A 25,419-nucleotide genomic window follows, 5' to 3' on the forward strand; every position below is an offset into this window, starting at 1 on the left:
CCCTGCATTCGCGCTGCGGCGGGTGGCGGCGATCCCGAACTGCAAGACGGGGCGCGGGTCGCCATGCAGGCTTCGGCGTACAGTGCTCGCTTCGGCCAGCCCTGCAGCGAGGTGATTCCGCATGTCCTATCTCGACGACCCACGTGTGTTCTTCGCGGCCGAGCGCACCTTGCTGGCCTGGCAGCGCACTGCGATCGCCCTCATCGGCCTCGGTTTCGTGGTCGAGCGCTTCGGCCTGTTCATCCGCATCCAGTCCGGCGGCGCACAACTGCCGGCCGGCCATGCTCACGTCTCGCTGTTCTTCGGCGTGCTGTTCCTGCTCATCGGCGCGGCTGTCGCCCTCATCTCCACCTGGCAATTCCGCCGCTTCCTGCGCGAACTCAGCGCCGCCGAGATCCCGCGCGGGCAACTCGTCTGGGCCGGCCCGATGATCAACATGCTGCTTGCCGCGAGCGCGGTGGCAATGGCGATCTGGTTCGTGTTGTCCGCCTGATCGACCCGAATCAAGTGTACAGATCTGTACACCAAGGCAACACAAGTGCTTTGAAATCAGCACTTGAAAAGCTGGGCAGCATCGGCCCGATGCGCGCATAGCCATAGCTGGCAAGGGTTTCCGGCCGATCCGGGCAAATGGCACAGGCTTTGCAATGACTCGTCATGACAAGTCGTCACGAGTCAAGCCAAGCTGCCATGTCGCTCTCTGCCACACCCTATCTTGATACCACGCCAGCCACGCCGGAGCTGGGCGTCACGCGTCTGTCGCCGCAGCCGATGTATGCGCAGATCCGCAACGAGCTGCGCGCGCGCATCCTCGACGGTCGCTACACGCCGCACGAGCGCTTGCCTTCCGAGAACGAGCTGATCGCGCTATTCGGCGTGAGCCGTATCACCGTGCGCCAGGCGCTCGGCGATCTGCAGCGCGAGGGCTTGCTGTTCAAGGTGCACGGCAAGGGCACTTATGTTTCCAAGCCGAAGACTTCGCAGGAGCTGGCACAGCTCGAGGGCTTTGCCGAGGCCATGGGCAAGCGCGGCTTCGAGACCTTCAATCGCGTCGTGTCGCAACGTGAGCTGGCGGCCGACGACAAGGTCGCGCACCACCTGCAGCTGCCTATCGGCACGCAGGTCATCGAGATCCGCCGTGTGCGCTTCCTCAATCGCGAGCCGATCTCGCTCGACATCAGCTACTTCCCGCATGCCATTGGCAAACGCCTGTGCGCGGCCGACCTTGCCAACCGCGACATCTTCGCGCTGCTGGAGAACGAACTCGGCATTGCGCTCGGCCGTGCCGAACTGGAGATCGGCGCCATGCTCGCCGACGACACGCTGGCCGGCCTGCTACAGGTTGCGGAGGGCGCGCCCATCTTGCGCATGGAGCGCCTGACGTACGGCGCCGACGGCCAGCCCATCGACTACGAATACCTCCATTACCGCGCGGATGCCTTCCAGTACCGCTTGCGAGTCAACAGAGATGCAGAGCGCAATACACAAGAACACAATTTCCCCGGAGATGTTGAATGAATACGATCGAACACGAAGTTGACGTGCTGGTAGTTGGCGGCGGCACGGCCGGGCCGATGGCCGCGGTGAAAGCCAAGGAGCGCAACCCGCGGCTCAAGGTGATGCTGCTGGAGAAGGCCAACGTCAAGCGCAGCGGCGCCATCTCCATGGGCATGGACGGCCTCAACAACGCCGTCGTACCCGGCTTCGCTACGCCCGAGCAATACGTCAAGGAAATCACCACCGCCAACGATGGCGTGGTGAACCAGGCGACGGTGTATGCGTATGCGCAGAACAGCTACCGCGTCATCCAGGAGCTGGATCGCTGGGGCGTGAAGTTCGAGAAGGACGAGACTGGCGACTATGCCATGCGCAAGGTGCACCACATCGGCACCTACGTGCTGCCGATGCCGGAAGGTCACCACATGAAGAAGGTGCTTTACCGCCAGCTCAAGCAGAAGCGCGTCGAGGTCACCAACCGCGTCATCGCCACGCGCGTACTGCTCGACGAGAACGGCGCGGCGGCCGGCGTAATGGGCTTCGATTGCCGCAGCGGCGACTTTGTCGTAATCCGCGCCAAGGCCGTGATTCTTTCCTGCGGCGCTGCCGGCCGCCTCGGCCTGCCGACATCCGGCTACCTGTTCGGCACTTACGAAAACCCGACCAATGCGGGCGACGGCTACGCCATGGCGTATCACGCTGGCGCCGAGCTGGCCAACCTCGAGTGCTTCCAGATCAACCCGCTGATCAAGGACTACAACGGCCCGTCCTGCGCCTACGTCACCGGCCCGTTCGGCGGCTATACCGCCAACAACAAGGGCGAACGCTTTATCGAGTGCGACTACTGGTCGGGCCAGATGATGATGGAGTTCTACAACGAACTTTCCAGCGGCAACGGCCCCGTCTTCCTCAAGATGAACCACCTCGCCGAAGAGACGATCGCGACGATCGAGAACATCCTGCACACCAACGAACGCCCGAGTCGCGGCCGCTTCCATGAAGGGCGCGGCACGGACTACCGCGAGAAGATGGTCGAGATGCATATCTCCGAGATCGGCTTCTGCTCAGGCCACAGCGCCTCCGGCGTGTGGGTGAACGAGAAGGGCGAGACTTCGGTGAAGGGTTTGTACTCGGCGGGTGACATGGCGGCCGTGCCGCACAACTACATGCTGGGAGCATTCACCTACGGCTGGTTCTGCGGCGAGAACTCGGCGGACTACATTGCAGAGACCTACCCGGATGGCGCCGCGCCGGTCATCCCGCAAGCGCAGATCGACGCTGAATACGCCCGCGTGCGCGCACCGCTGGATCGCAAGGACGGCCTGCCGCCCGCACAGGTCGAATACAAGCTGCGTCGCCTGGTGAACGACTACCTGCAGCCGCCGAAGGTCACACGCAAGATGGAGATTGGCCTCGAGCGCATCCAGCAAGTGCGTGCCGATCTGGAATACATGCAGGCCAACAACCCGCACGAGCTGCTGCGCGCCATGGAGGTCTACCACATCGCCGACTGCGCCGAGATGGCTGCGCGCGCCTCGTTGTTCCGCAAGGAAAGCCGCTGGGGCCTGTATCACTACCGCGTCGACTATCCGCAGAAGAACGACGCTGAATGGTTCGTGCACTGCCATCTGAAGAAAGGCGCGAACGGCGAGATGGAACATCTCAAGCGCGAGATCGAACCTTACGTCGTCGAACTGGATGACAGCGAGAAGACTGCCTACGAAAGGCTGCGCGTGAAGCGTGAGCCGGTTGCGGCGTGAGCTGCTACCGAGCAACCACCGGCACGTTGCAGTCCCCTCTACCGCTTGCGGGAGAGGGTGGCCCGTCAGGGCCGGGTGAGGGTAACGGTGGATGTCAACGAACGTAGCTTTGCCCTCACCCGCCTCTGTCGAGGCACCCTCTCCCACGCCTGGGAGAGGGAACTGCAACGCAAGTGCCTTACTGAACCAGCATCCCCGAATCCGATAGAGAACAAACCATGCCACTAGCCGCCACACTTTCCAGCGTCCCCGTCGTCATCGACGAAGAGAAATGCATCGCACATAAAGGTTGCACCGTCTGCGTAGACGTATGCCCGCTCGACGTCCTCGCCATCGACATGCTCAAAGGCAAGGCCTTCATGAAATACGACGAATGCTGGTACTGCATGCCTTGCGAGACGGACTGCCCGACGGATGCGGTGAAAGTCAGCATTCCGTATTTGTTGAGATGAGAGACCGGTGATCGCAAGCCAGCGACATGCAGCCGTTCCTTCTCCCTGAGGGAGAGGGAACGGCAAACAGAGCGCCTTGCTTGCGCGCGTGTCCTCTGAATGACGAACTGAAGAATCAAAGTGAGAACAACATGACCAATCCCTTTACCGAAGCCAACTCCCTGCGCGCCCGCCTCGCCGACCCCGACGCCGAAGTCCGTCGCGTCGCTGTCCTCGACCTGCCCTACAGCGACGACGACGATTACATCGAACTCCTTACCGCAGCCCTCGCAGACGAAGCCGCCAGCGTGCGCGCCGAAGCTGCCCACGCCCTCGAAGGCGTTGAGGAGGAGGAAGTCGTCTCGGCCCTCGTGCCCATGCTCAAGGACACGGACAGCGCCGTGCGTGAAGCCGTCGCCAAGACGCTCGCCGAACTCAAGGAGCCGCGCTGGGGCCATCTGCTGCTCGGCATGGCCAACGACACCGAAGCCAGCGTGCAGGCCGCCGCATTACGTGCCTTGCGCGCGCTCAAGGTAGACGCCGCCTACGAGCCCGCCCTCAGCGCCAGTACGTCAGCAGACGCATCAGTCCGCCGCGAGGCCGTCGGCGTGCTCGCTTACCTGCGCAAAGCTACTGCACTGCCGACGCTCACCCGCATCGCCACGCAAGACGCCGAAGCCGATGTGCGCAAGGTCGCCGTTGGCGCACTCGGTTTCGCCGAACAAGCCAATGTGCAGGAAGTCGTGCCTGCCCTCGAAGCTGCGCTCCAGGACAGCGCCTGGCTGGTGCGTGAGGAAGCCGCCCACACCCTCGGCAAGCTCAAGCTCGTCAGCGCTGCCGGCAAGCTCGCCGAAGCGATGAACGACGACTACTGGCAGGTGCGTGTCGCCAGTGCGCGTGCGCTCGGCAAGATGAAAGCCCTCGATGCACTGCATGTACTCGTCGACGCCCTCGCGCACACCGTCAGCAACCTGCGCAAGGAAGCCGCCGTGGCGCTTGGCGAACTCGGCGATGCGCGTGCCGTACCCGCGCTCGAAGTTGCGGCCAACGACCCCGACCCCGATGTGCGCAAGCTCTCGCGTATCGCGCTCGGCCGACTCGTCGCAGCACAGAACGCATGAGCGCACAGATACTCTCCATCCGCACCGACGATGCCAAAGGCATCCTCGGCCTCGACCTCGACGACGGCACGCAGGGCGAACTCAGCTACGCACGCTTGCGCGCCGCCTGCCGCTGCGCCGAATGCACTGCCCTGCAACGCCGTGGCGGCAACATCGACGCGGCGGAAGTCGTGCTGAATGCAATCGCGCCCGTAGGCGGCCATGCGCTCAATCTGCACTTCTCCGACGGCCACACACGTGGCATCTACCCCTTTCCGTATCTCGTCGAACTCGTGATGGCGTAGGGCGGAACTCCTCCAGAGGTTCCGCCAGCCGCCGTGAGGCGGCCCCACGCAGCATACGTTTTTGGCGCAAACCCGGCGGAGCCGCTTCGCGTTCCGCCCTACGCTCAGAATGCAGGAGCGGGCCATGCTCGCGACACCACGGGTTCAAGCAGGCCTGTGCCACGACGTACCTTGCGTTGTTGCGGGCAGGGCCCGCTCCTACAGTTCGTCGTCTTGCCCGCGACAACCTGTAGGTCGGAAAAGCGGAGCGCCTTCCGACACATATTGGGCTCAACAACCCTCATGCCAGTTCTGCGCGCCGGATGTCGGAAGGCGCTCCGCTTTTCCGACCTACACCCGACACGATTATTAGTTGCATAACTAATCAATAGCAACTAAAGTGGATTCATGTTTGATCAATGCCTCTACTTCAACACCACCTCGCTCGCCCGCCTGCTGGAGCGCGAATGGACCGCCGCCTTCAAGCCCTTCGAGCTCACACCGCCGCAGGCCTTCCTGCTGCGCACCGTGCTCAACCAGCCAGGCCTGTTGCAACGCGAGCTGGCCGACATGATGACCATCGCGCGGCCAACCGCCACGCGCCTGCTCGATGGCCTGCAGGAGAAAGCATTGATCGAGCGCCGCAGTTCCGCCAACGACGGCCGCGAATGGGAGATCCACCCGACCAGGGCCGCACGTGCCATCGAGACCGGACTTAACGAAGCGAGCGGTGCCGTGACGAAGCGGTTAAAGAAACAGCTTGGCACCGATGTGTTCGCCGGGGTCGTGGGGCAACTGAAGGAGATACGTAGCTCGCTCGGCTAATACGTCAGTCCCGCGGACGCGGGAATCCAGTGGCGCTAGAGCCATCTGGATCCCGGCCTCCGTCGGGATGATGACTTGATGTGATATTCGAACCCGCCAGGCGCCCGGGATAAGTTGGCGCCTCCTATGTGCCCATATAGTTGCATCGCTAACCATATGACTCAAAGCCGAAAGAAAAACCACCATGCCCATCCTCAACGTAAAACTTGGCGCCTCCAGATCCCGCGAGACCACGCAGCGCGTCGCTGCCCTGCTCATCGATCTCACTACCCGCATCCTGCGCAAGGACCCGAAAGTCACGGCCATCGCCATCGACTACGTCGATCCGGAGGACTGGATCATCGCCGGCAGATCACTCGCCGAACACAGGCTGGCGAGCTTCTACTTCGACATCAAGATCACCGACGAGACCAACACCAAGGACGAGAAGGCGCGCTACATCCGCGAAGCCTTCGACGGCTTCCGCCAGATACTCGGCGAGCTGCACGAGGAGAGCTACATCTACGTTCAGGATGTACGCGCTGCGGCGTATGGCTATGGTGGCCGCACGCAGGAGTCGCGCTACCAGCACCCCGCGCGCTGAGACACATGGCCACGCGAAAAGAAAATCGGGCCCGCAGGCCCGATCTGTTCCAGCGCATGGTCGCGTGCGATCAGGCCTTGAGGCGACGACGCGTGGTGATGCCCAGCATGCCCAGCTCCGGCACGGCGGCCTGAATGCCGAAGGAGTAGTTCTGGCCGGCAGTGAGTGCGCTGGTATTGATCAGCCAATCAACATTGCCATCACCATACGGGTTGCCGACCAGCACGCCGAACAACGCCCCGCCTGGGACAGCGTCGTGCACTACACCGCCACCGCACTCGCCAACATCATCCTGACCCTCTCACCACAATGCATCATCCTCGGCGGCAGCGTGCGCAAAGCAGGTGCATTGGGGGAAGCCGTGTTCTTTGTGCGGCTGCGTGAGGCGGGGCGGGAGAGCCTGAACGGCTACATCGCGTCGTCAGCCATTCTTGAATCCATAGATCGTTATCTCGTTGCCCCAACGCTTGACGATGCTGCTGGTCTATGCGGGGCGGCGAGGCTGGCACAACGGCTGCCGGGAGATGTTGCGTGACACAGCTTCATGGCAGGAATACCAACCGCGCGCACAAAAAAGTGGCCGGAAGCGGCCACTTTTTTCGCTAGCTGCGAGGGACGCAGCGAAGATGTTTCATACGCGCTTGTGCCGGCTCCATCCCAATCCCGCCAGGCCGAGGGCGACCAATGCCAGCGACGCAGGTTCCGGTACATCCGTGCGATCCTCCCGCACATACTCGACCACATAGCCGGCGAAGGCGCCGTAGCCGGTGTGGCCGGTCGGAGCATTGTTCCAGGCGTCGCCGGTAGCAAAGTACGCGAATGCCAAAGCGTTTTCATTGGTGTTGGTGGGTTCGCCTGGTGCCCAATTCGTGTAGCTCCAGGCCTCTCCCGTGACCCATTGCCAGCCGACATTGGCTGCGGAGCCGGGGGGCTGGAAAGCGCCCAACCAGTAAGGACGCTCTGCGTCAGCGCCATAGTCCGGCACGAGTCCAGCGATAAAGGCGTTCTCGGCAGCCGACGTAACGGTCGCCAGATAACCACCTGCCGCTTCAGCTGCGGCTTTTGAATCGGTCCAGTTGATGCTGTTCGCTGAAACCGCTTCATACCAATGATCATTGCCGCCGCTTGCGGCAGTCCATTGAATGGGTATTGCACTGGCAGCACCGGCAAACAGCAAGCTACCCAACAGGGCCCAACAGGTCGTGATTCGCATAGCGTCTCCAAAGTGGAATATTCCACCGCTCGCAACGCAAAAATCACGCCAATTGAAAAAGCTGAACGAGATCAAACCCTCATTGTGAAATTGCCAATTGCCCCCAGCGCGGGACTGTAAGCATCGTCGACACGGCCGACCGCTGGAAGGCCTTTGTGCCGGCCCCGCCATCCATGCCCGCACCAGCCTGCATGCCGACAACTCCCTGCCGATCACTCAGCCTGGGACAGCGTCGTGCACTACACCGCCGACGCACTCATTGAGAGTTCGTGCCTTGATGCCGCGCAAACCTTTCCGATAGACTCGGCCACGATGAAACGCCTGTTGCTGATCCTCTTTGTGCTGTTGTTACCGCTGGAATCCATCTGGGCGGTAGCAGGTGCATTCTGTGGACACGAGGCGGATGCCGGCTCACAGCAACACTTCGGTCATCACACGGACCAGCATCAGCACGCACCTGCCGATCAGGATGGCACCGACAAGTCGCAGGCGAGCGGCGAATGCGGTGCCTGCCATTTCGGTCATTGCTGCTTCATGTTGACCTCCTTCACGCTTCAAACGACGGCTTCACCTGCCGTGTATGCCGTCATCCGCAAAGGCTCCCCGCCCGCGCGTTCCAATGCCCGTCCAGAACGGCCCAAGTGGCCAGGCTCCCAGCCAGCGCTCGCCTGATCAGGCAAGCCTGCGCACCTCGTGTCCCTTCGCTGCTGACCCATAGCGCCTGATTCCGTTGATTCAGGCGCGTGAGTGGCGCGTGTCTGATTCAAACCGAGCAGGAGTAATTCCATGCGCCTTTTTCAGCGCAATGTTCTGGCGTGCCTATTGGGTACCGCCGCTGTTTCCGTATGCCTTCGTCCGGCATTTGCCGAGCACCCGACTGATCGACTGGTCGTCGCCAACGTGCCGCTGGACCTGTCGCTCAAACCGTCCGCGGTTTCGCCATCCGTAGTTCGAGGCGCAGCACTTACAGAGCGTGAAGCCATGCAGCGCGCACTCGCGCATAGCCCCTGGCTGCGCGCAGCAGGGCGAGAAGTGGAAGCAGCCAATGGTGCTGTCGACCAGGGCGGGGCACGACCGAACCCCGAGCTGTCTTACGAAATGGAGGACACGCGCAAGGCCTCGCGTACCAACACGGTGATCCTCAGCCAGCCACTCGAACTGGGTGGCAAACGTGCCGCACGCATCAGTGCTGCGGAACGTGGCCGTGACGTCGCAAGCGCGCAGTTATCCGTGCGTCGCGCCGAGCTTCGCGCGCAGGTGCAGGCCGGCTTCCGCGAGATATTGGCAGCCCAGGAGAGCCTGCATCAGGGCGACGAAAGTCTGGCCTTGGCGCAGCGCGCGACGCAGGCCGCTGCCCGACGTGTGCAGGCAGGCAGCGCCTCACCGCAGGAAGCAACACGTGCGCGACTCGAAGAGAGCGGAGCCAGGCTCGCCCGTGCCCAGGCCGAGGCTGCGCTTGGCGCTGCGCGTGATCGACTGGCAGCCCTGTGGGGCATCGCACAGGCGGACTTCACACGCGTCGAGGGACGCTTCGATGAGCTTCCGCTGGTGCCAACTCGCGAAGCCCTGCTGAGTCGTCTCGACAACGCACCCGCACTCGCAGTGGCCAACAATGAAGCGACGCGTCGACAAGCCCTCACACAGGTCGAGCAGAGCCGACGCTACCCCGATCTGAACGTGAGTGTCGGCGTCAAGCGCGATGCAGAGGTCGGGCGTAACCAGGCCGTCCTCGGCGTCAGCATCCCTTTGCCATTGTTCGACAGTAATCGCGGCAACCTGCGCGAGGCCCTCGCTCGTCGCGAGCAGGCTCTGGACGAACTGGCGGTGACGCGCGCCAGCGTGAGCGCCGAGCTGATGCAAGCGCGAGATCGCCTGCTGCTCAGCCGCCTCGAAGCCGACAGCCTGACGAATGAAAGCCTGCCCGGTGCGCAGAGCGCGCTCGATGCCGCAACCCGCGGTTACGAGCTGGGCAAGTTCGGTTTCCTCGACGTCCTCGATGCACAGCGCAGCCTGTTTCAACTGAAGACCCAACGCTTGCGCGCATGGATAGAAGCGCACAAGGCAGCAGGCGATATCGCGCGCCTGCTCGGCGACGAAACAGACGCCGAAACCATCACGAACACATCGTCAATCGCGGGCCAGACGCCTGACAGGAAGCCATGACATGAAAATCAATACGCATGACATAAACAAACGCCAATGGGCCATGATCTTCGCTCTGCTGGCGATTGCCGCCATTGGCGCCGCACTCATCCTTGGCGTTGCGCCGAGCAAGAGTGGTGGCGATGGACACGGCCATGCTGACGAGCATGGGCATGCAGAGGGCGAGCACGTCGAGGCTGAAGCCAAGGGGCCCCATGGCGGGGAGTTGTTCAAGGACGGTGACTTCGGTCTTGAAGTGAAACTCGCCGAAGAAGGTGGTGAGGCGCGTCTGCGCGTCTGGCTCTTCGACAAGGACACGGCGCTACCAGCATCGGCAGCCACGCTGGCCGTCACGCTGACGCGGGCCAATGGCGACAAGGAAAACATCAGCTTCGCTGCTGACAAAGACAGTTTGCGCAGCGTGCAGAGGATTGCCGAACCGCATGCCTTTGAAGCCGCCATCGAAGCGCAGACACCGAAAGAGCCTTACCTGTTCAGCTTCACGAAGGATGAAGGTGAAGTCGCCATGAGCGAGGCGCAGATCAAGGCGGCGAACATCACGGTGGATAGCGCCGCTGCCGCGAGCATCCGCAACACGCTGCAGCTTCCGGGCGAGATCCGCTTCAACCAGGATCGCACCGCGCACGTCGTACCGCGCGTGCAGGGCGTCGTGGAAAGCGTGCATGCCGACCTTGGTCAGCAGTTGAAGAAGGGGCAATTGCTGGCGGTGATCACCAGCACTTCAGTCTCGGAGCTGCGCAGCGAGCAACTGGCAACGCAGAAGCGCCTGGCGCTGGCGAAGACGACTTTCGAGCGAGAGAAGAAGCTGTGGGAAGAGAAGATCACCCCGCAGCAGGACTATCTGCAAGCAGAGCAGGTGTTGCGTGAAGCGGAGATTGCGAACGCCAACGCCCAACAGAAACTTGCGGCGCTGGGTGTCGGCGGACTGTCAGGCAATCAACTGAGCCGCTTCGAATTGCGCGCTCCCTTCGACGGCATGGTGGTCGAGAAGCACGTCACCCTCGGCGAATCCGTCAAGGAGGATGCGCAGCTCTTCACGCTTTCCGACCTTTCAAACGTCTGGGCCGAAATGAGTGTGCCCGCCAAGGATATGAACCTCGTGCGCGTGGGCGACAAGGTCACGATTCGCGCGACGGCGTTCGAGTCACAGGCCAGCGGCAAAGTGTCCTACGTCGGCGCGCTGATTGGTGAGCAGACACGCACCGCGACCGCGCGCGTGACCCTGCCGAATCCGCAGGGCGCGTGGCGGCCTGGCCTCTTCGTGAATGTCGAACTCACCTCCAGCGAAACGCCGGTGGCGGTGAGCATCGCGAGCGATGCGATCCAGACTATTGGCGACAAACCCACCGTGTTCGTGCGTACCAATGCCGGCTTCGTGGCACAGCCGGTCGAGCTTGGCCGCAGCGACGGCCAGCGCGTCGAAGTACTCAAGGGCCTCAAGGCCGGCACGCGTTACGCGGCTGCAGGCAGCTTCGTGGTGAAAGCCGAACTCGGCAAGTCATCCGCCGCACACGAACACTGAGAGGGATGACAAATGTTTGAACGCATCATCCGCTTCGCCATCGAGCAACGATGGTTTGTGATTCTGGCCGTGCTCGGCATGGCCGCGCTTGGCGTCTACAACTACCAGCGCCTGCCCATCGATGCCGTGCCCGACATCACCAATGTGCAGGTGCAGATCAACACCGAAGCCGCCGGTTATTCACCGCTCGAAGCCGAGCAGCGCGTGACCTATCCCATCGAAACCGTCATGGCCGGCTTGCCACGCTTGCAGCAGACGCGCTCGCTGTCGCGCTATGGCCTGTCGCAAGTGACTGTCATCTTCGAGGACGGCACGGACATCTATTTTGCCCGCCAACTGGTCAACGAACGCATCCAGGAGGCACGCGAAAAACTACCCGCCGGCATGACGCCGACCATGGGCCCGATCTCCACCGGGCTCGGCGAGATCTACATGTGGACGGTCGAAGCGAAGGAAGGTGCGCTCAAGCCGGACGGCACGGCTTACACACCAACCGATCTGCGCGAGATCCAGGACTGGATCATCAAGCCGCAGCTGCGCAATGTTCCCGGCGTCACCGAGATCAACACCATTGGCGGGCATGCCAAGGAGTTCCAGGTAGCACCCAACCCGCAACGGCTCGTCTCCTACGGCCTGACGCTGCAGGACATCGTGACGGCGCTGGAGCGCAACAACGCAAACGTTGGCGCGGGCTATATCGAGAAGCGCGGCGAGCAATACCTGATTCGCGCGCCGGGGCAGCTCGGCAACGAGGAGGACATCCGCAACGTCGTGCTCGGCAGTGCCGATGGCGTGCCGGTACGCATTCGCGATGTCGCCGAAGTCGGATTGGGGCGCGAGCTGCGCACGGGTGCAGCCACCGAGGATGGTCGTGAGGTGGTGCTCGGCACGGTCTTCATGCTGCTCGGCGAAAACAGCCGCACGGTGTCGCGCGCCGTCGACGCCAAGATGCTCGATATCAATCGTAGCCTGCCCGCTGGCGTGCAAGCCGTGACCGTGTATGACCGCACGGTACTGGTCGACAAGGCCATCAACACGGTGAAGAAGAATCTGTTCGAGGGTGCGGTGCTGGTCATCGCCATCCTCTTCCTGTTCCTCGGCAACATCCGCGCGGCACTCATCACTGCGCTGGTGATTCCGCTGTCGATGCTGTTCACCTTCAGCGGCATGGTGTCGCAGAAGGTCAGCGCCAATCTCATGAGTCTCGGCGCTCTCGACTTCGGCATCATCATCGACGGCGCAGTCGTGATCGTCGAGAACTGCGTGCGACGCTTGTCACACGCCCAGGCTCATCATGGCCGGGCGCTCACGCTCAGCGAGCGTTTCCACGAAGTGTTTGCAGCCTCGAGGGAAGCGCGCAGGCCGCTGCTGTTCGGTCAGCTCATCATCATGATCGTGTACCTGCCGATCTTTGCGCTCACCGGCGTGGAAGGAAAGATGTTCCACCCGATGGCGTTCACGGTCGTCATCGCCTTGCTTGGCGCCATGATCCTGTCGGTAACCTTCATCCCCGCGGCAGTCGCCCTGTTCATCGGCAACAAGGTCGCAGAGAAGGAGAACCGCCTCATGCTGGCGGCCAAGCGCATCTACGCACCGGTGCTGACGCGCGTCATGGCCAATATGCCGGTAGTGATCACCGCTGCCCTCGTCACGGTCGTGCTGTCAGGCTTGCTCACGATGCGCATGGGCAGTGAGTTCATCCCGAGCCTCAACGAGGGCGATATTGCCCTGCATGCAATGCGCATTCCGGGCACGAGCCTGACGCAGTCGGTGGCGATGCAGGCAGAGGTCGAGCGCACCATCAAGAGCTTCCCTGAGGTTGAACGCGTGTTCGCCAAGATCGGCACGGCAGAGGTTGCGACCGACCCGATGCCGCCGAATGTGGCCGACAACTTCGTGATGCTCAAGCCGCAGTCCGAGTGGCCTGAGGCAAGGCGCAGCAAGGAAGAACTGGTGGAGGCCATGCAGGTGGCGCTCGCCAAGGTGGCGGGAAACAACTATGAGTTCACACAACCGATCCAGATGCGCTTCAACGAGCTGATCTCCGGTGTGCGCAGCGACGTGGCGGTGAAGGTCTTCGGTGACGACATGGATGTGCTCAACGCTACGGCCGCGCGCATCTCCGGCGTGCTCGGCAGCGTTGCTGGCGCGCAGGACGTGAAGGTCGAGCAGACCACGGGCTTGCCGATGCTCACGGTCAGGATCGACCGCGACAAGACGGCGCGCTATGGCCTCAATGTCGCCGATGTGCAGCAGGTCGTGGCCACCGCCATCGGTGGTCAGGAGGCCGGCACCATCTTCCAGGGCGACCGTCGCTTCGATGTACTTGTGCGCTTGCCTGAAGCCTTGCGCAGTGATCTGGAAGCACTCAAGCGCCTGCCGGTGGCATTGCCCAAAGCAGATGGAACGGTTGGCCAGCTTCGCTTCATCCCGCTCGGCGAAGTCGCCACACTGGAACTCGCGCCGGGACCGAATCAGGTCAGTCGCGAGGACGGCAAGCGGCGCATCGTGGTGAGTGCCAATGTGCGTGGCCGCGATCTCGGCTCCTTTGTCAGCGAAGCCGGGCAAGCCCTGCGCGAACAGGTGAAAGTGCCGACGGGTTACTGGACTACCTGGGGCGGGCAGTTCGAGAACCTGCAGTCGGCAGCCAAGCGTTTGCAGATTGTCGTACCTGTGTCCTTGCTGCTTGTCTTCGCGCTGCTCTTCGCCATGTTCGGCAATTTCCGCGATGGCCTGATCGTCTTTACCGGCATTCCGTTTGCATTGACGGGCGGCGTCGTGGCCTTGTGGGCTCGCGGTATTCCCTTGTCGATCTCTGCCGCGGTCGGCTTCATCGCTCTCAGTGGCGTGGCAGTGCTCAATGGGCTGGTGATGCTGTCATTCATCCGCAATCTGCGCGAAGAAGGCAGATCGCTCGATGAGGCCATCTTCGATGGCGCGCTGACGCGCTTGCGCCCGGTGCTGATGACCGCGCTGGTCGCATCCCTGGGTTTCGTTCCCATGGCCATTGCCACAGGTACGGGCGCGGAAGTGCAGCGTCCGCTGGCGACGGTCGTCATCGGCGGCATCCTGTCTTCCACCTTGCTCACGCTGTTGGTGCTGCCCGTGCTGTACCGACTTGCTCATCGTCGCGAGGAAGAGGTGGAGAGTCCGGCAAGCGCGGCCATTCCAGCTCACTCCCAGGTCTGATTCCACCGGACCGCTGCTTGCCCGGCGGTCCACTCCCTTGCCCAACGTCTGAAAGGAAGCACTCATGAAACACCGCATCGCAATCGCTCTGGCGACGCTCTCATTGCTCGGCGCCGAAGTCGTACTCGCCGCAGGCGAACACGATCACAAACCTGCGCACGGCGGCATCGTGGTTGAAGTGAAGGAGGTGCAGTACGAGTTGATCGCCAGGACTGACACGCTGCAGCTCTATGTCAGTGATCACGGCAAGCCCGTGAAACTCGATGGGGCCTCTGCACGTATCACGCTGCTGTCAGGCACTGACAAGCAGGAAGTCGAACTCAAGCCTGCTGGCGACAAGCTCGAAGCAAAAGGCAGCTTCAAGGTCTCGGCAGGCACCAAGGTGCTCGCCTCGGTGAGCTTGCCTGGCAAAGCTGCCGCGAGCGCTCGCTTCACCATCAAGTAGCCGGGTCAGAGTGCGGTGCGAAGCTGCGCTGGTAGTGGAAGTGACGAAGTAAGTCCATGCATCGGGGTGTGGCAGCCACGCATGACCACCCTTCAGTTCAAGGCGGCCTTTCCAGGCGTTGACGCGGCGGCCTGCCTTGGCCGAGCAGCACTCACTTTTTCTCCGCCGGCTCCAGCTTCACATCCTGCATCTTCGTCCCCGGCGCATTGCTGATCTTCCACGGCATGCCTTCGGTCTTGTAGTCGCGGAAGGTGATGCCGCGGATCTGGCCGTTGCGCAGGCCGTCGATCTTGATCGGCGGGGCGTTGATGAGAAGGAGGTCGTCGAACACGATGTTCTCGTGGAAGACATTGTTCTTCGCATCGCCTTGCACGAGCACCGGGTTGAATGCGACGACTACTTTCTGGCCATCGCGGTTGATGGGCGTGGGCTGCCAGCTATCGGTGAATTCCAGTGAGTTGTGCTGCACGAGGATGTCCTGGAACTTGCCGGGCTGGCTGGCGGGTTTGTAGTCGAGCAGCAGGTTGGGGTCGCTGTATTCGGCGCTCAGCACGAAGCCTTCGCGTTGCAGGTCGCGATGGGCGTTGTCGCGATAGACGACACGACGCGCACCGCCGCCGTTGAGGTTATTGGTCTTGCCGCGCAGCCCGGTCCAGGTGAGGTGAACCACATTGTCTTCGGCGAGGATGTCGGTGATCCACGCGCCGGTGTGGCTGCCCATGACGACGGCACCGTGGCCACGCCGGAAGTAGTTGTTGAAGATCCAGCCGAACTGTTGCTGTGGTTGGCTGGTGGCTTCCTCGCCGGTGCCTGCGGCGAAGTTGATGCAGTCATCGCCCGTGTCGAAGAAGCTGTTCATCACCGTGACGTACTGGCTGTTGCCGAACTCGACACCGTCACCGTTGTTCACGTCCCAGGTCTCGACGCGCACGCCGTTCACCGCGGCATTTTCCGATTCCAGCACCATGACGCCATGGAAGGCCGGGTTACGCAGGGTGACACCAGCGACATACAGGTTGCTGACGCCGCGCAGGGTGATCAGGCTGGAGCGGCGCTGGCTGTAGGCGGCCAGCGCCGACAAACCTTCCTTGAGGGCCTGCTCCATCTGCGCAGCGGCGAGGATGCCGTCGCTGGTGGAGCTCTTGCTGGTGCCCGCGATGTACTGTGGCAATGCGTAGCCGGTGTCGTCCGTGAGGCTGGCGTCGCTGTGGCGCTTCCAGCCATTGCCGTCGATCACGCCCTTGCCGACGATGCGGATATTGCTGAACGCACCCAGGTGGCGATTCCTTGCGTCGAGCGCGTTGATGAGCGAGGGCGGGCGCTGCGTGCTGGAATATTCGTAGAGCTTGTAGCCACGTTCCAGCGGGTAGTCCTCCGCGCGTTCCGAGCCGAGCAGGGTGGCGCCCTCGGCCAACTCCAGCGTCATGTTGCTCTTGAGGAACAGCGCCCCGCTCTTGAACACGCCCTTGGGGATGCGCACGGTGCCGCCTGCTGCACAGTTGTCGATGGTGGCCTGGATGGCTGCGGTATTGAGGGTGCTGCCATCTCCGAGCGCACCGCGTGCGCCGACGTCGCACAGCTTTGGCGAGCTTGTGGTGCGTGCCGTGACGACCGGGCTGGCGGCCGAGAGTTTGTCGTCGGCGAGAACCGCGCGCACCGTGAAGCGATAAGTCGTCGCGGGCTTGAGCCCGTCGACGGTGAAGCTGTGCGGGCTGACGCGCACGTGCACCTTGCGAGTGTCCGCAGCGTAGAACTTGTCGACGTAAGCCTGGGCCGGCGAATGACGACGCGCATTGTCCGACGCACTGCCGAGCAGCTTGCCGTTCATGAACACCTTGTAGTCACGCACGTCGGCATATTGCTCGGGCTTGTTCCAGGCGAGCACGATGCGGTCAGCTTCACTGGCCAGTTGCAGCACCTGTACGCGCGCCGGCACCTGTGCCGTGCTTTGCGCCGCACCTTCGCCTTTGGCATGCGCCAGTGAACTGATGAGCAGAAGAGCGGTCAAGGTGACAGGTATCGCGCTGCGTGCGGCGGGCCGTGCTCTCATCAGTCTGCTCCTTGCAAGGGTGAGTGTGCTGCGCGCTTCATGCCGGCGCGAGTACCGGCTTCTCGACGGCATTTCATGTGTCTCGCAGACGACGGCGAGGCTGCTTTGTATCATCCCTGTGCAGGGCTGTACTGCTGCAGGGCAGCACCCGCGTGCGCTATTCTTGGCGCCGCCCTCGCCCTGTAGATTTTTCAATTCACGTGTGACGCGCCTTTCCAGATGAATGCCCCGCTTCTGCCCTTTATCGAAGAGACCCGCTTCGGCAACTGGTTCATCAACTCGTACATCTGGAAGAAGCACGTCATCGCGCGCGCGCTGAGCCTGCTGCAACCGTTGATGCCGGCCGACGTGTCGCGCTATCCGCGCATTCTCGACGTGGGTTGCGGCTTCGGGCACTCCTTCGCGCAGCTTGCCGAGCGCTTCGACCCTGACGAAATCGTTGCCACCGATGCTGACCCGGAGCTGCTCGCGCGTGCGGGCGACGCAGCGAAACGCGCAGCGTGCAAGGTGTCGTTGCATGAGGTCAATGCGGCGCGCATGCCTTTTGCCGACGCCTCCTTCGACATGGTGTTCTGTCACCAGACCTTTCATCACATCGTCGACCAGGAGCAGGCCATGGCGGAGTTCTTCCGTGTGCTCAAGCCGGGTGGAGTGCTGCTGTTCGCGGAGTCGACCAGGCGTTACATCCACTCCTGGGTGATCCGAACTTTCTTCCGTCACCCGATGGAGGTGCAGAAAACGGCGGAGGAGTACATCGCGCTGATTCGTGCCGCGGGCTTCACCTTGCCGGCGGCGCGTATCAATCTGCCTTATCTGTGGTGGAGCCGTGAGGATCTGGGCCTCATGGAGAAGCTTGGTTTCAGCGTACCCGTGCAGCGCGAAGAGACGCTCGTCAATGCGGTGTGCATAAAGCCGGTGGCTGGCGCGGGCGGCTGAAAAGCGGAATGGCCGACAGACGGCACAACAAGACGGTATTTCCGCTGCTATTTGCAGCGCAGATTCACGGACAATTTTCAAACACTCCGCTAGAATCATTCATGCTCTGTCGATCAGCGCATCGTCACTGACGTACAGGACGGTTCCCTTTTCTCTTTCGATTGGATACTTATGGCAACGGCAAAGAAGGCAGTAAAAGCCCCTGTGGCAAAGAAGGCAGCTGCGCCTGCTGCGAAGAAGGTAGCTGCAAAGGCACCGGCAAAGGCTCCAGCAAAAGCAGCACCGAAGAAGGCAGCTGCACCGAAGGCAGCCGCTGCTGCACCCGCAGCAGTGAAGCCGATCAAGGAAGGTTTCACCAAGGCTTCGCTGGCGACTTACCTCGCGACGCAAGCTGGCGTTGAGCCGAAGGCAGCCAAGGCAGTTCTGGCCGCTCTCGAAGCAACCATCCTCGGCTCCGTCCACAAGAAGGGCGCTGGCGAATTCACACTGCCAGGTCTGCTGAAGATCGGCGTGCAACAGATCGCTGCGAAGAAGAAGCGCTTCGGCAAGGATCCGTTCACCGGTGTCGAGCGTTGGTTCGATCCGAAGCCAGCTTCGGTGCGTATCAAGGCACGTGCCCTGAAGAAGCTGAAGGACGCAGCAGTCTGATAGATCAGCACTGCGCCAGAGAAAAGCCCGCTTCGTAGCGGGCTTTTTTCATTTCGTCGTTCCTGTTTTCGCGGGAATGACGGCAACGGGGTCGCCTGGCTTTGCCTCAGTCAAGAAAAAGCGTGACAGGGTCGTCCGCTTTCCACGGCGGCAGCTTGTGCATCACTGCAGCAAATAGCCCGGTATCGACCAGCCCTTGCAGCCAGACACGCACGGCCGGGAATGGTGCATGCGTGCCGAGGCCATCCGCATCGCCGTCGAACCACGCGGTGTCCACCGCTGCGAACTGGCGCACGAAAGGCATGAGGGCCATGTCGGCCAGCGAGATCGTTTCGCCGAGCAGGAAGCGGGTCTGTTGCAAGCGCGCTTCGAGCGGTGCGATATGCAGGACGACTGCCGCCTCACGCCACCCCGCGGCGGAGCGTTCCGGGTAACGGTCGGCGTACTTGTAGCGGTCGAGCAGTTGTTTGAACGGCCCGTCATTGAGCGCAATCAATTCTGCGCCGTGCTCTGCCTGCGCCAGCCAGCCCTGCGGATCGGACTGGGCGAGCGCCCAGCGCATGATGTCCAGGCTCTCCTCGAGCACCTTGCCGTCGGGCAGTACGAGCACCGGTACCGTTCCCTTCGGCGACACCGCCAGCATCTCCGCAGGCTTGCTGCGCAGGGCCACTTCGCGCAGCTCGGCGTCGATACCCGAGACTTTGAGCGCGAGGCGCGCGCGCATGGCATAGGGGCAACGCCGGAAGGAATAGAGGATGGGCAGGGACATGGATCAGGACGGAGCGGTGTCGAGCACGCATGATAGTGCTGCCGGCCAACTCTGTAGCGATGGCATGCCGTGCGTGGTGCTTCAATCACCGTCTCGCATATCTCCGTCATCCCGGCCGACGCGTTGCGATCGATGTCTTCACCGAAGCGATAGCCAGTTGCCGCACGCATCAGTCGTGCACCTGCAAGACCTGCGGCAGCACGTCACTTCCATTGCATACTGTTGCCATGTTCAGACTCCCGCAAACCGCTACCGCGCCTTTCTGCCCGTCCGAGGTCAAAGGCAGCATCGCCGTGCCGGCAGGTGCGTCCTTCTGGAAAACGCTGCTGCGTTTCGCCGGCCCCGGCCTGCTCGTTTCCGTCGGCTACATGGATCCCGGCAACTGGGCGACGGATATCGAAGCAGGCTCGCGCTTCGGTTTTGGCCTGTTGTTCGTGGTGTTGCTCTCCAGCGTCGCGGCGATGTTGTTGCAATGCCTGTGCTCACGTCTGGGCATCGTCGCGCAACGCGACATGGCGCGCCTGTGTCGCGAGCGCTATGACCCGCGCGTGAACTTCGTGCTGTGGGTGTTCGCCGAGCTTGCCATCATTGCCTGCGATCTGGCCGAGGTGCTGGGCAGTGCGCTGGCCCTGCATCTGCTCTTCGGCTGTTCGCTGACCACCGGCATCGCCATCACGGCGCTGGATACGCTGCTTGTGCTGGCGCTCAAGGGCAATGGGTTCCGTCGTGTCGAAGCCATCATTCTCGGGCTGGTGCTGACCATTGCCATCTGCTTCATGGTCGAACTGTTCTTCGTGCAGCCGGACTGGCGTGCCGTGCTGCAGGGCTTCGTGCCGCGCGTGGATACCCTGCGGCAGGATCACGCGCTGTATCTTGCCATCGGCATACTCGGCGCCACGGTGATGCCGCACAACCTGTACCTGCACTCGTCCATCGTGCAGACACGGCTGGTTGCACCCGATCTGCCATCGAAGCGGCTCGCCATCCGCATGTGCAAGATCGACACCATAGGCTCGCTGTCGCTGGCGTTGATGGTCAATGCGGCGATCCTCGTGCTTGCCGCGAGCGCTTTCCATGCGACGGGGCGGCACGATGTAGCGTCGATCGAAGATGCCTACCAGTTGCTCAACCCCATCGTGGGCAGCGCCATGGCGGCCACCCTGTTCGGCATTGCCTTGCTGGCGGCAGGACAGAGCGCGACCTTCACCGGCACCATCGCCGGTCAGGTGATCATGGAAGGCTTTCTCGACCTGAAGATTCCCTGCTGGCAGCGCCGCCTCATTACGCGTGGCCTGGCGCTCGTACCGGCTTTCGTGGGTGCCGCCTGGCTGGGTGATGCGGCGGTCGGCAAGCTGCTGGTGCTGAGTCAGGTGGTCCTGAGTTTCCAGCTGCCCTTCGCGATCTACCCCTTGATCCGATTCACCAGTGATCGCGGCCTGATGGGGGAGTTCCGCAATGATGCGCTGACGAAACTCTGTGCGTGGGCCATCTTCGCAACGGTTACCGCAGCCAATGTCTGGTTGTTGTACGCGACCTTTGCCTGAGTAGCGGGGCGCACCACGCCGGCAGTCGCGCGGTGGCACAATGGCTGTTCCGATCAGCCGGAGCACGCTCATGCACAAACTCCTCCTCGCCCTGACCGCATCGCTTGTCTTGTGGACCCAGCCGGCCAGCGCCGGCCCTTATGCCGATGCCATGGGCAGGTGTCTGCTCGACCACGCATCGCAAAAAGACCGGACGGATCTGATGCGCTGGATGTTCGCCAATGCAGCCCTGCATCCGGATGTGGCCGGGCTCGCGACGGTCACGCCCGAGCTGAGGCAGGAGATTGATCGCACAGCGGGGCAGCTGATCCAGCGTCTGGTATTTGATAGCTGTCGTAGCCAGGCGGGCGCAGCCTTGCGCAGTGAGGGGCCAACCGCCATGCAGCAGGCCTTCCAGCAACTGGCGCAGCTCATCGGCGACTCGCTGGTGGCCAACCCGGCGGTTACGCAGGGCTCGGCCAATGTGCTCCGCTACATGGATGTGACGCGGCTGCCGATGCTGCTGATGCCCTAGACCTGCGCGTCAGCGAGGCAGGGCCTGGTCAGGCAATACGGCTTTCGACCCAGCGGTACATCGCCGAGCCAGCCAGCATGCTGGCGCCCCACGCGACGATCATGCCGAACAGGCCCAGCAGCGGATCGGCCGGCAGGTAGTGCGTCCATAGCGCGTTGATGAGCAGACACACCGGGAAGTGGATCAGGAACACGGAGTAGGACATCTGGCCCAGTTGCAGCAGCGGCCGGGGTGTCTGCCAGTGGGCCAGCTTGCCGGTGCGTCGCGCCGTACCCAGCAATAGCGCCACCACCAGCGCGACGAGGATGCGCTCGCGGTATTCCACCACCAGCGCCGCCCCCGTCAGCAATGCCACGATGCCCAGCATGGCGGGCGGGCTGTCCTCATCGGAGGCCCACCAGGCGAAAGCGCCCAGCGCGTAGGCGCCGAAGAAATACAGCGCCCAGGAATCCCAGGACTCATGACGGTTGAAGTAGAACAGTGAGGCCAGCGCCAGCGAGCCGACCAGCCACAGCGCGACGTTGCTCAGAAGCGGTGAGCGCCGTGCCAATAGCGCTGAGCCCCACAGGATGAAGACAAAGAGCGCGAACAGCTGGAAGTCGATGGCGACGTACCACACGCCGGCAGACAAGGCTTCGTGACCGAGGACGTCATGCAGCAACAAGGCATGCGCGCCGAGCTGCGCCAGCACCGGGCTATGCGGTACCGAGCCGTCATGCAGCCAGGGGCGAACCAGCGCGGCCATGACGATACAGACCAGCAGCGCGAAGAAATACGGCAAGGCGAGGCGACGATAGCGACGCAGGATCAGGCGCAACGGGCGCACCACGCGAGACTTGCCATCCGGCGCGAGGCCACGTGCGGCGAGAAAGCCGCCGATGACCAGGAACACCTGTACCGCGGCACGGGCGTGGTCGTACAGCCAGTCGATCAGCGAGGGCATGAGAAGATGCGCCGCGTCGGACATGGGCCCATAGAACGCCAGGTGGTGCAGCACGATCAGCTGCGAACTCAGCGCCTTGAGGCTATCCACGAGCGGCATGCGATCCGAACTCACGCCGCGTCTCCCTTGCTAACGATCACTTCCCGGCCTTGCATTGAAAGAAAGGGCCGAAGCCTACCATGCGGGTTAGCCCGTAGTTGTAACGCAAGCCAAGCAGGTGCGTGTGACACGTCTACTACGTAACACTTCGTGACATTTCGTCGCCTCTGCTTGCGGTGGCATGAGTGCAAAGGGCTCCACCGGTGTTCCCGTGTATCCCGGCCCTTGTTTCCGCCAGTAGCGCTCTCTGGTCTAATCCACGCACTTCGTCGCCAAGCCCGCTTCCCGCCCCCACCGTGTCCTCCTCAAGCGCTCATACCCAGCCCTGCGTCGCCGTCATCGGTGGCGGCCCTGCCGGCCTCATGGCCGCCGAAGTCATCGCAGCGCGTGGCATGCAGGTCGAGCTGTTCGATGCCATGCCCTCGGTGGGGCGCAAGTTCCTCATGGCCGGCAAGGGCGGCATGAACATCACCCACTCGGAGCCCATCGAGGCCTTTGTGGCGCGCTATGCGGAGCGTCGTGCGCAGCTCGCCCCGCTCATCCAGGCCTTCGGCCCGCAGCAATTGCGTGACTGGATTCATGCGCTGGGCATCGACACCTTTGTCGGCTCATCCGGCCGCGTCTTCCCGACGGACATGAAAGCGGCCCCGCTGCTGCGCGCCTGGCTGCATCGACTGCGCGAAGCTGGCGTGGTGATCCACGTGCGGCATCGCTGGCAAGGTGACATCGAGGCACGGCAAAGTGCGGCGGGGCGCCGTTACACGCTCGGCTTTGCAACGCCCGAGGGCGTACGCACGATCGAAGCGGATGCCGTCGTGCTCGCGCTCGGCGGCGCAAGCTGGGCACGTCTCGGTTCAGACGGTGCATGGCTGCCCTGGCTGCAGCAGCACGGTGTAGACATCGCCGCGTTGCAAGCGGCCAACTGTGGTTTCGATGCGGGCTGGAGCGAGCACTTGCGCGAGCGCTTTGCCGGCGAAGCGGTGAAGGCCGTGACGGCCAGCTGCATTGATGCACATGGCTATACGCACACGCGACAGGGCGAGTTTGTCGTCACGGAAAACGGCGTCGAAGGCGGGCTCATCTATGCCCTTTCTGCGCTGCTGCGCGAGCAGATCAACGAGCAAGGCCAGGCGACCCTGTTTCTCGACCTCGCGCCGGGCAAGGCGCTCGCCCGTGTCATGGCCGAAGTGGACCACCCGCGCGGTTCGCGCTCGATGTCCAGTCACCTGCAGAGCCGGGTCGGGATCAAGGGCGTGAAGATGGCGTTGCTGCGCGAATGTCTGCCGACGGAAGATTTCGCCGATGCGGGCAAGCTCGCAGCGGGCATCAAGGCCCTCCCCGTAAAGCTGCTGGCTCCACGTCCGCTGGATGAAGTCATCAGCACGGCAGGCGGCGTGCGCTTCGAAGCGCTCGATGAGCAGCTGATGCTCACGGCCTTGCCGGGCGTGTTCTGTGCCGGCGAGATGCTCGACTGGGAAGCGCCCACCGGCGGCTATCTGCTGACTGCCTGCTTCGCGAGTGCACGGCGTGCAGGTGAAGGCGTGCTCGATTTCATGCAACGCGCCGGCCTGCGGAAATGATCGTTCCCGACTACTGGGCGGAAGCCCGGCGACAACACAAGACGCCGGACCGGCAGATCACCGTGCGACGCTTCGGCTGGTCGATGCTTGATGAGGCCGACGCGCTCAGCATGGCTGCGCATCGCGCCGACGATGCGCTGCAAAGACTGGTCTCGGGCGAGAAGCTCGCGCGCAGCGAACGCAAGCTGGCCTACAACGGTGCCGACGGTGTGCCCATTCGCGAGGAGGTACTGTCACGCCACGGCGAAGAAGTCATCACCCGAAATGCATACGGCGCGCATTGCCTCAATTCGCCACGCGCCCTGTTCGCAGATGTCGACTTCAAGCGCAGCACTGATTTCAAGCTTGTGCTGCTGATCTTCGCAGTGCTCGAGGTGTGTGGCCTTGCGGGTTTCGGCGACGGCAGCTGGGGGCTCGCGCTGGGCCTCACCTTCGTCTCGTTCCTGCTTGCCTACCCGGCCGCGGTGCTCGTCCAGCGCCTGATGCTGGACGCACAAGGCGGGGCCGAACAGCTGGCCTATACGCGCATCGTGGCATTCGTGAAGAGTCGCCCGACGTGGAGCGTGCGCCTGTATCGCACGCCGGCCGGCTATCGCCTGCTCGCCACGCATCAAGCATTCGAAGCGGTGACCGAGGAAGTGCAGGACTTTTTCAATGTCGTGCGTGCCGACCCGATCTACGTGCGCATGTGCATCAACCAGCGATGCTTCAGGGCGCGACTGACGGCGAAGCCATGGCGCATCGGTATCGCCAGTCACATGCGGCCACGGCCCGGTGTGTGGCCCATCAACCCGGAACGCATGGCGGAGCGGGCTGAATGGGTCAGCGAGTACGAAGCACGGGCTTCGGCGTACGCAGCCTGTACCTATCTCGAGAACATCGGCCCGGAGTTCATCCACGCAGAGCTGCGTGCGGTGGTCGAGCTGCATGATCGCGAGTCGCGGGCGCTCGCTCCTGACGTCGCGCTTGCGTGATCCTTGGCCCGTTGCCGTACTACTTCTGGATCGTCACCTTGTCCGCGATGACGATTTTCTTCGAGGGTTCAAACCTGATCACGACCTTCGAGTCGCCGCATGAATAGGCCTGGTCCTTGTTCTTCTCGACGGTGATGACCACCTTCCTGCTTCCCGTCGATTCGACACACTTCGCGGAATACACGCCCTTGGCGGAAACCTCGAAGCTCTGACTTTGCTGGCCATTCTCCCAGGCCGTCACTCTTGCCATTGCATTGTCACTTTCGGCAATGACGCCATTCGTGAAAATGCAGCAGGAAACGACAAGCAGAACTTTCGGGAACAGGCTGTTCATGTGCGAAATCTCCGCC

26 protein-coding genes are annotated in these 25,419 nt (G+C 62.7%); 20 read left to right on the forward strand and 6 right to left on the reverse strand.

Going from position 1 to position 25,419, the window contains the following annotated elements:
• The first annotated feature begins 121 nt into the window (after positions 1-121).
• The 8 genes from VVD49_RS05070 to VVD49_RS05105 all read left to right on the forward strand — a co-directional run bounded on the left by VVD49_RS05070 (position 122) and on the right by VVD49_RS05105 (position 6,480).
• Positions 122-493, forward strand: a complete 372-nt coding sequence (locus tag VVD49_RS05070; protein WP_327598047.1) for a YidH family protein — start codon at positions 122-124, stop codon at positions 491-493.
• Positions 494-690: 197 nt separating this feature from the next.
• A complete protein-coding gene (locus tag VVD49_RS05075; RefSeq protein WP_327598048.1) occupies positions 691-1,518 on the forward strand; it encodes a GntR family transcriptional regulator in 828 nt (275 codons plus the stop codon).
• Entirely contained in the window at positions 1,515-3,257 is a 1,743-nt protein-coding gene (locus VVD49_RS05080) for a fumarate reductase/succinate dehydrogenase flavoprotein subunit (protein ID WP_327598049.1), read from the forward strand. The genes VVD49_RS05075 and VVD49_RS05080 overlap by 4 nt, the downstream gene beginning before the upstream one ends.
• A gap of 218 nt (positions 3,258-3,475) precedes the next feature.
• Complete coding sequence (locus VVD49_RS05085; RefSeq protein WP_327598050.1) at positions 3,476-3,709, forward strand: 4Fe-4S dicluster domain-containing protein; 234 nt, start codon at positions 3,476-3,478, stop codon at positions 3,707-3,709.
• Between the two features lie 131 nt (positions 3,710-3,840).
• Complete coding sequence (locus tag VVD49_RS05090; RefSeq protein ID WP_327598051.1) at positions 3,841-4,809, forward strand: HEAT repeat domain-containing protein; 969 nt, start codon at positions 3,841-3,843, stop codon at positions 4,807-4,809.
• Positions 4,806-5,093: a DUF971 domain-containing protein gene (locus VVD49_RS05095; protein ID WP_327598052.1), complete on the forward strand. Its 288-nt coding sequence runs from the start codon at positions 4,806-4,808 to the stop codon at positions 5,091-5,093. The genes VVD49_RS05090 and VVD49_RS05095 overlap by 4 nt, the downstream gene beginning before the upstream one ends.
• Before the next feature lie 387 nt (positions 5,094-5,480).
• Entirely contained in the window at positions 5,481-5,897 is a 417-nt protein-coding gene (locus VVD49_RS05100; RefSeq protein ID WP_327598053.1) for a MarR family winged helix-turn-helix transcriptional regulator, read from the forward strand.
• A 184-nt stretch (positions 5,898-6,081) separates the two neighbouring features.
• Positions 6,082-6,480: a tautomerase family protein gene (locus VVD49_RS05105; RefSeq protein ID WP_327598054.1), complete on the forward strand. Its 399-nt coding sequence runs from the start codon at positions 6,082-6,084 to the stop codon at positions 6,478-6,480.
• A gap of 70 nt (positions 6,481-6,550) precedes the next feature.
• On the opposite strand, the gene VVD49_RS05110 is transcribed toward VVD49_RS05105, so the two are convergent.
• Positions 6,551-6,742 carry a hypothetical protein gene (locus tag VVD49_RS05110; protein ID WP_327598055.1) on the reverse strand — a complete coding sequence of 64 codons (192 nt, stop codon included), beginning with the start codon at positions 6,740-6,742 and terminating at the stop codon, positions 6,551-6,553.
• Here VVD49_RS05110 and VVD49_RS05115 point away from each other — a divergent pair.
• A complete protein-coding gene (locus VVD49_RS05115; protein ID WP_327598056.1) occupies positions 6,737-7,015 on the forward strand; it encodes an ROK family protein in 279 nt (92 codons plus the stop codon). The genes VVD49_RS05110 and VVD49_RS05115 overlap by 6 nt on opposite strands.
• A gap of 96 nt (positions 7,016-7,111) precedes the next feature.
• On the opposite strand, the gene VVD49_RS05120 is transcribed toward VVD49_RS05115, so the two are convergent.
• Positions 7,112-7,693, reverse strand: coding sequence for a lectin-like protein (locus VVD49_RS05120; protein WP_327598057.1), 582 nt, complete (start codon positions 7,691-7,693; stop codon positions 7,112-7,114).
• 234 nt (positions 7,694-7,927) lie between these two features.
• On the opposite strand from VVD49_RS05120, the gene VVD49_RS05125 reads away from it, so the two are divergent.
• The 5 genes from VVD49_RS05125 (at position 7,928) to VVD49_RS05145 (ending at position 15,012) form a co-directional block, all read left to right on the forward strand.
• Positions 7,928-8,365, forward strand: a complete 438-nt coding sequence (locus VVD49_RS05125) for a hypothetical protein (RefSeq protein WP_327598058.1) — start codon at positions 7,928-7,930, stop codon at positions 8,363-8,365.
• 114 nt (positions 8,366-8,479) lie between these two features.
• A complete protein-coding gene (locus VVD49_RS05130) occupies positions 8,480-9,856 on the forward strand; it encodes a TolC family protein (protein ID WP_327598059.1) in 1,377 nt (458 codons plus the stop codon).
• A 1-nt stretch (position 9,857) separates the two neighbouring features.
• Positions 9,858-11,378 (forward strand): efflux RND transporter periplasmic adaptor subunit, encoded by a 1,521-nt coding sequence (locus VVD49_RS05135; RefSeq protein ID WP_327598060.1) that lies wholly within the window; start codon positions 9,858-9,860, stop codon positions 11,376-11,378.
• Between the two features lie 12 nt (positions 11,379-11,390).
• Entirely contained in the window at positions 11,391-14,567 is a 3,177-nt protein-coding gene (locus VVD49_RS05140) for a CusA/CzcA family heavy metal efflux RND transporter (protein WP_327598061.1), read from the forward strand.
• A gap of 64 nt (positions 14,568-14,631) precedes the next feature.
• Positions 14,632-15,012, forward strand: a complete 381-nt coding sequence (locus VVD49_RS05145; protein ID WP_327598062.1) for a hypothetical protein — start codon at positions 14,632-14,634, stop codon at positions 15,010-15,012.
• A 151-nt stretch (positions 15,013-15,163) separates the two neighbouring features.
• Here VVD49_RS05145 and VVD49_RS05150 read toward each other — a convergent pair whose 3' ends face one another.
• The gene (locus VVD49_RS05150) at positions 15,164-17,062 is read right to left on the reverse strand and encodes a glycosyl hydrolase family 28 protein (protein WP_327598063.1); all 1,899 of its coding nucleotides are present in this window, start codon (positions 17,060-17,062) and stop codon (positions 15,164-15,166) included.
• Positions 17,063-17,281: 219 nt separating this feature from the next.
• On the opposite strand from VVD49_RS05150, the gene VVD49_RS05155 reads away from it, so the two are divergent.
• Together VVD49_RS05155 and VVD49_RS05160 are read left to right on the forward strand one after the other, a co-directional pair.
• On the forward strand, positions 17,282-17,998 hold the full coding sequence (locus VVD49_RS05155) for a class I SAM-dependent methyltransferase (RefSeq protein ID WP_327598064.1): 717 nt from the start codon (positions 17,282-17,284) through the stop codon (positions 17,996-17,998).
• A 204-nt stretch (positions 17,999-18,202) separates the two neighbouring features.
• Positions 18,203-18,646: an HU family DNA-binding protein gene (locus tag VVD49_RS05160; protein ID WP_327598065.1), complete on the forward strand. Its 444-nt coding sequence runs from the start codon at positions 18,203-18,205 to the stop codon at positions 18,644-18,646.
• Between the two features lie 106 nt (positions 18,647-18,752).
• Here the strand turns inward: VVD49_RS05160 and VVD49_RS05165 are convergent, their stop codons facing one another.
• A complete protein-coding gene (locus VVD49_RS05165) occupies positions 18,753-19,415 on the reverse strand; it encodes a glutathione S-transferase (protein ID WP_327598066.1) in 663 nt (220 codons plus the stop codon).
• Positions 19,416-19,642: 227 nt separating this feature from the next.
• Here VVD49_RS05165 and VVD49_RS05170 point away from each other — a divergent pair, with 227 nt between their 5' ends.
• Complete coding sequence (locus VVD49_RS05170) at positions 19,643-20,959, forward strand: Nramp family divalent metal transporter (RefSeq protein ID WP_327598067.1); 1,317 nt, start codon at positions 19,643-19,645, stop codon at positions 20,957-20,959.
• Positions 20,960-21,029: 70 nt separating this feature from the next.
• The gene (locus VVD49_RS05175) at positions 21,030-21,473 is read left to right on the forward strand and encodes a hypothetical protein (RefSeq protein WP_327598068.1); all 444 of its coding nucleotides are present in this window, start codon (positions 21,030-21,032) and stop codon (positions 21,471-21,473) included.
• A gap of 28 nt (positions 21,474-21,501) precedes the next feature.
• On the opposite strand, the gene VVD49_RS05180 is transcribed toward VVD49_RS05175, so the two are convergent.
• Positions 21,502-22,530: an acyltransferase family protein gene (locus tag VVD49_RS05180; protein WP_327598069.1), complete on the reverse strand. Its 1,029-nt coding sequence runs from the start codon at positions 22,528-22,530 to the stop codon at positions 21,502-21,504.
• 281 nt (positions 22,531-22,811) lie between these two features.
• On the opposite strand from VVD49_RS05180, the gene VVD49_RS05185 reads away from it, so the two are divergent.
• Both VVD49_RS05185 and VVD49_RS05190 read left to right on the forward strand, forming a co-directional pair.
• Positions 22,812-24,095: a TIGR03862 family flavoprotein gene (locus VVD49_RS05185; protein WP_327598070.1), complete on the forward strand. Its 1,284-nt coding sequence runs from the start codon at positions 22,812-22,814 to the stop codon at positions 24,093-24,095.
• Positions 24,092-25,069: a hypothetical protein gene (locus VVD49_RS05190; RefSeq protein ID WP_327598071.1), complete on the forward strand. Its 978-nt coding sequence runs from the start codon at positions 24,092-24,094 to the stop codon at positions 25,067-25,069. The genes VVD49_RS05185 and VVD49_RS05190 overlap by 4 nt, the downstream gene beginning before the upstream one ends.
• A gap of 19 nt (positions 25,070-25,088) precedes the next feature.
• Here the strand turns inward: VVD49_RS05190 and VVD49_RS05195 are convergent, their stop codons facing one another.
• A complete protein-coding gene (locus tag VVD49_RS05195; RefSeq protein WP_327598072.1) occupies positions 25,089-25,403 on the reverse strand; it encodes a hypothetical protein in 315 nt (104 codons plus the stop codon).
• Positions 25,404-25,419: the final 16 nt, after the last annotated feature.

This window comes from Uliginosibacterium silvisoli (assembly GCF_036017035.1).
Classification (GTDB): domain Bacteria; phylum Pseudomonadota; class Gammaproteobacteria; order Burkholderiales; family Rhodocyclaceae; genus Viridibacterium; species Viridibacterium silvisoli.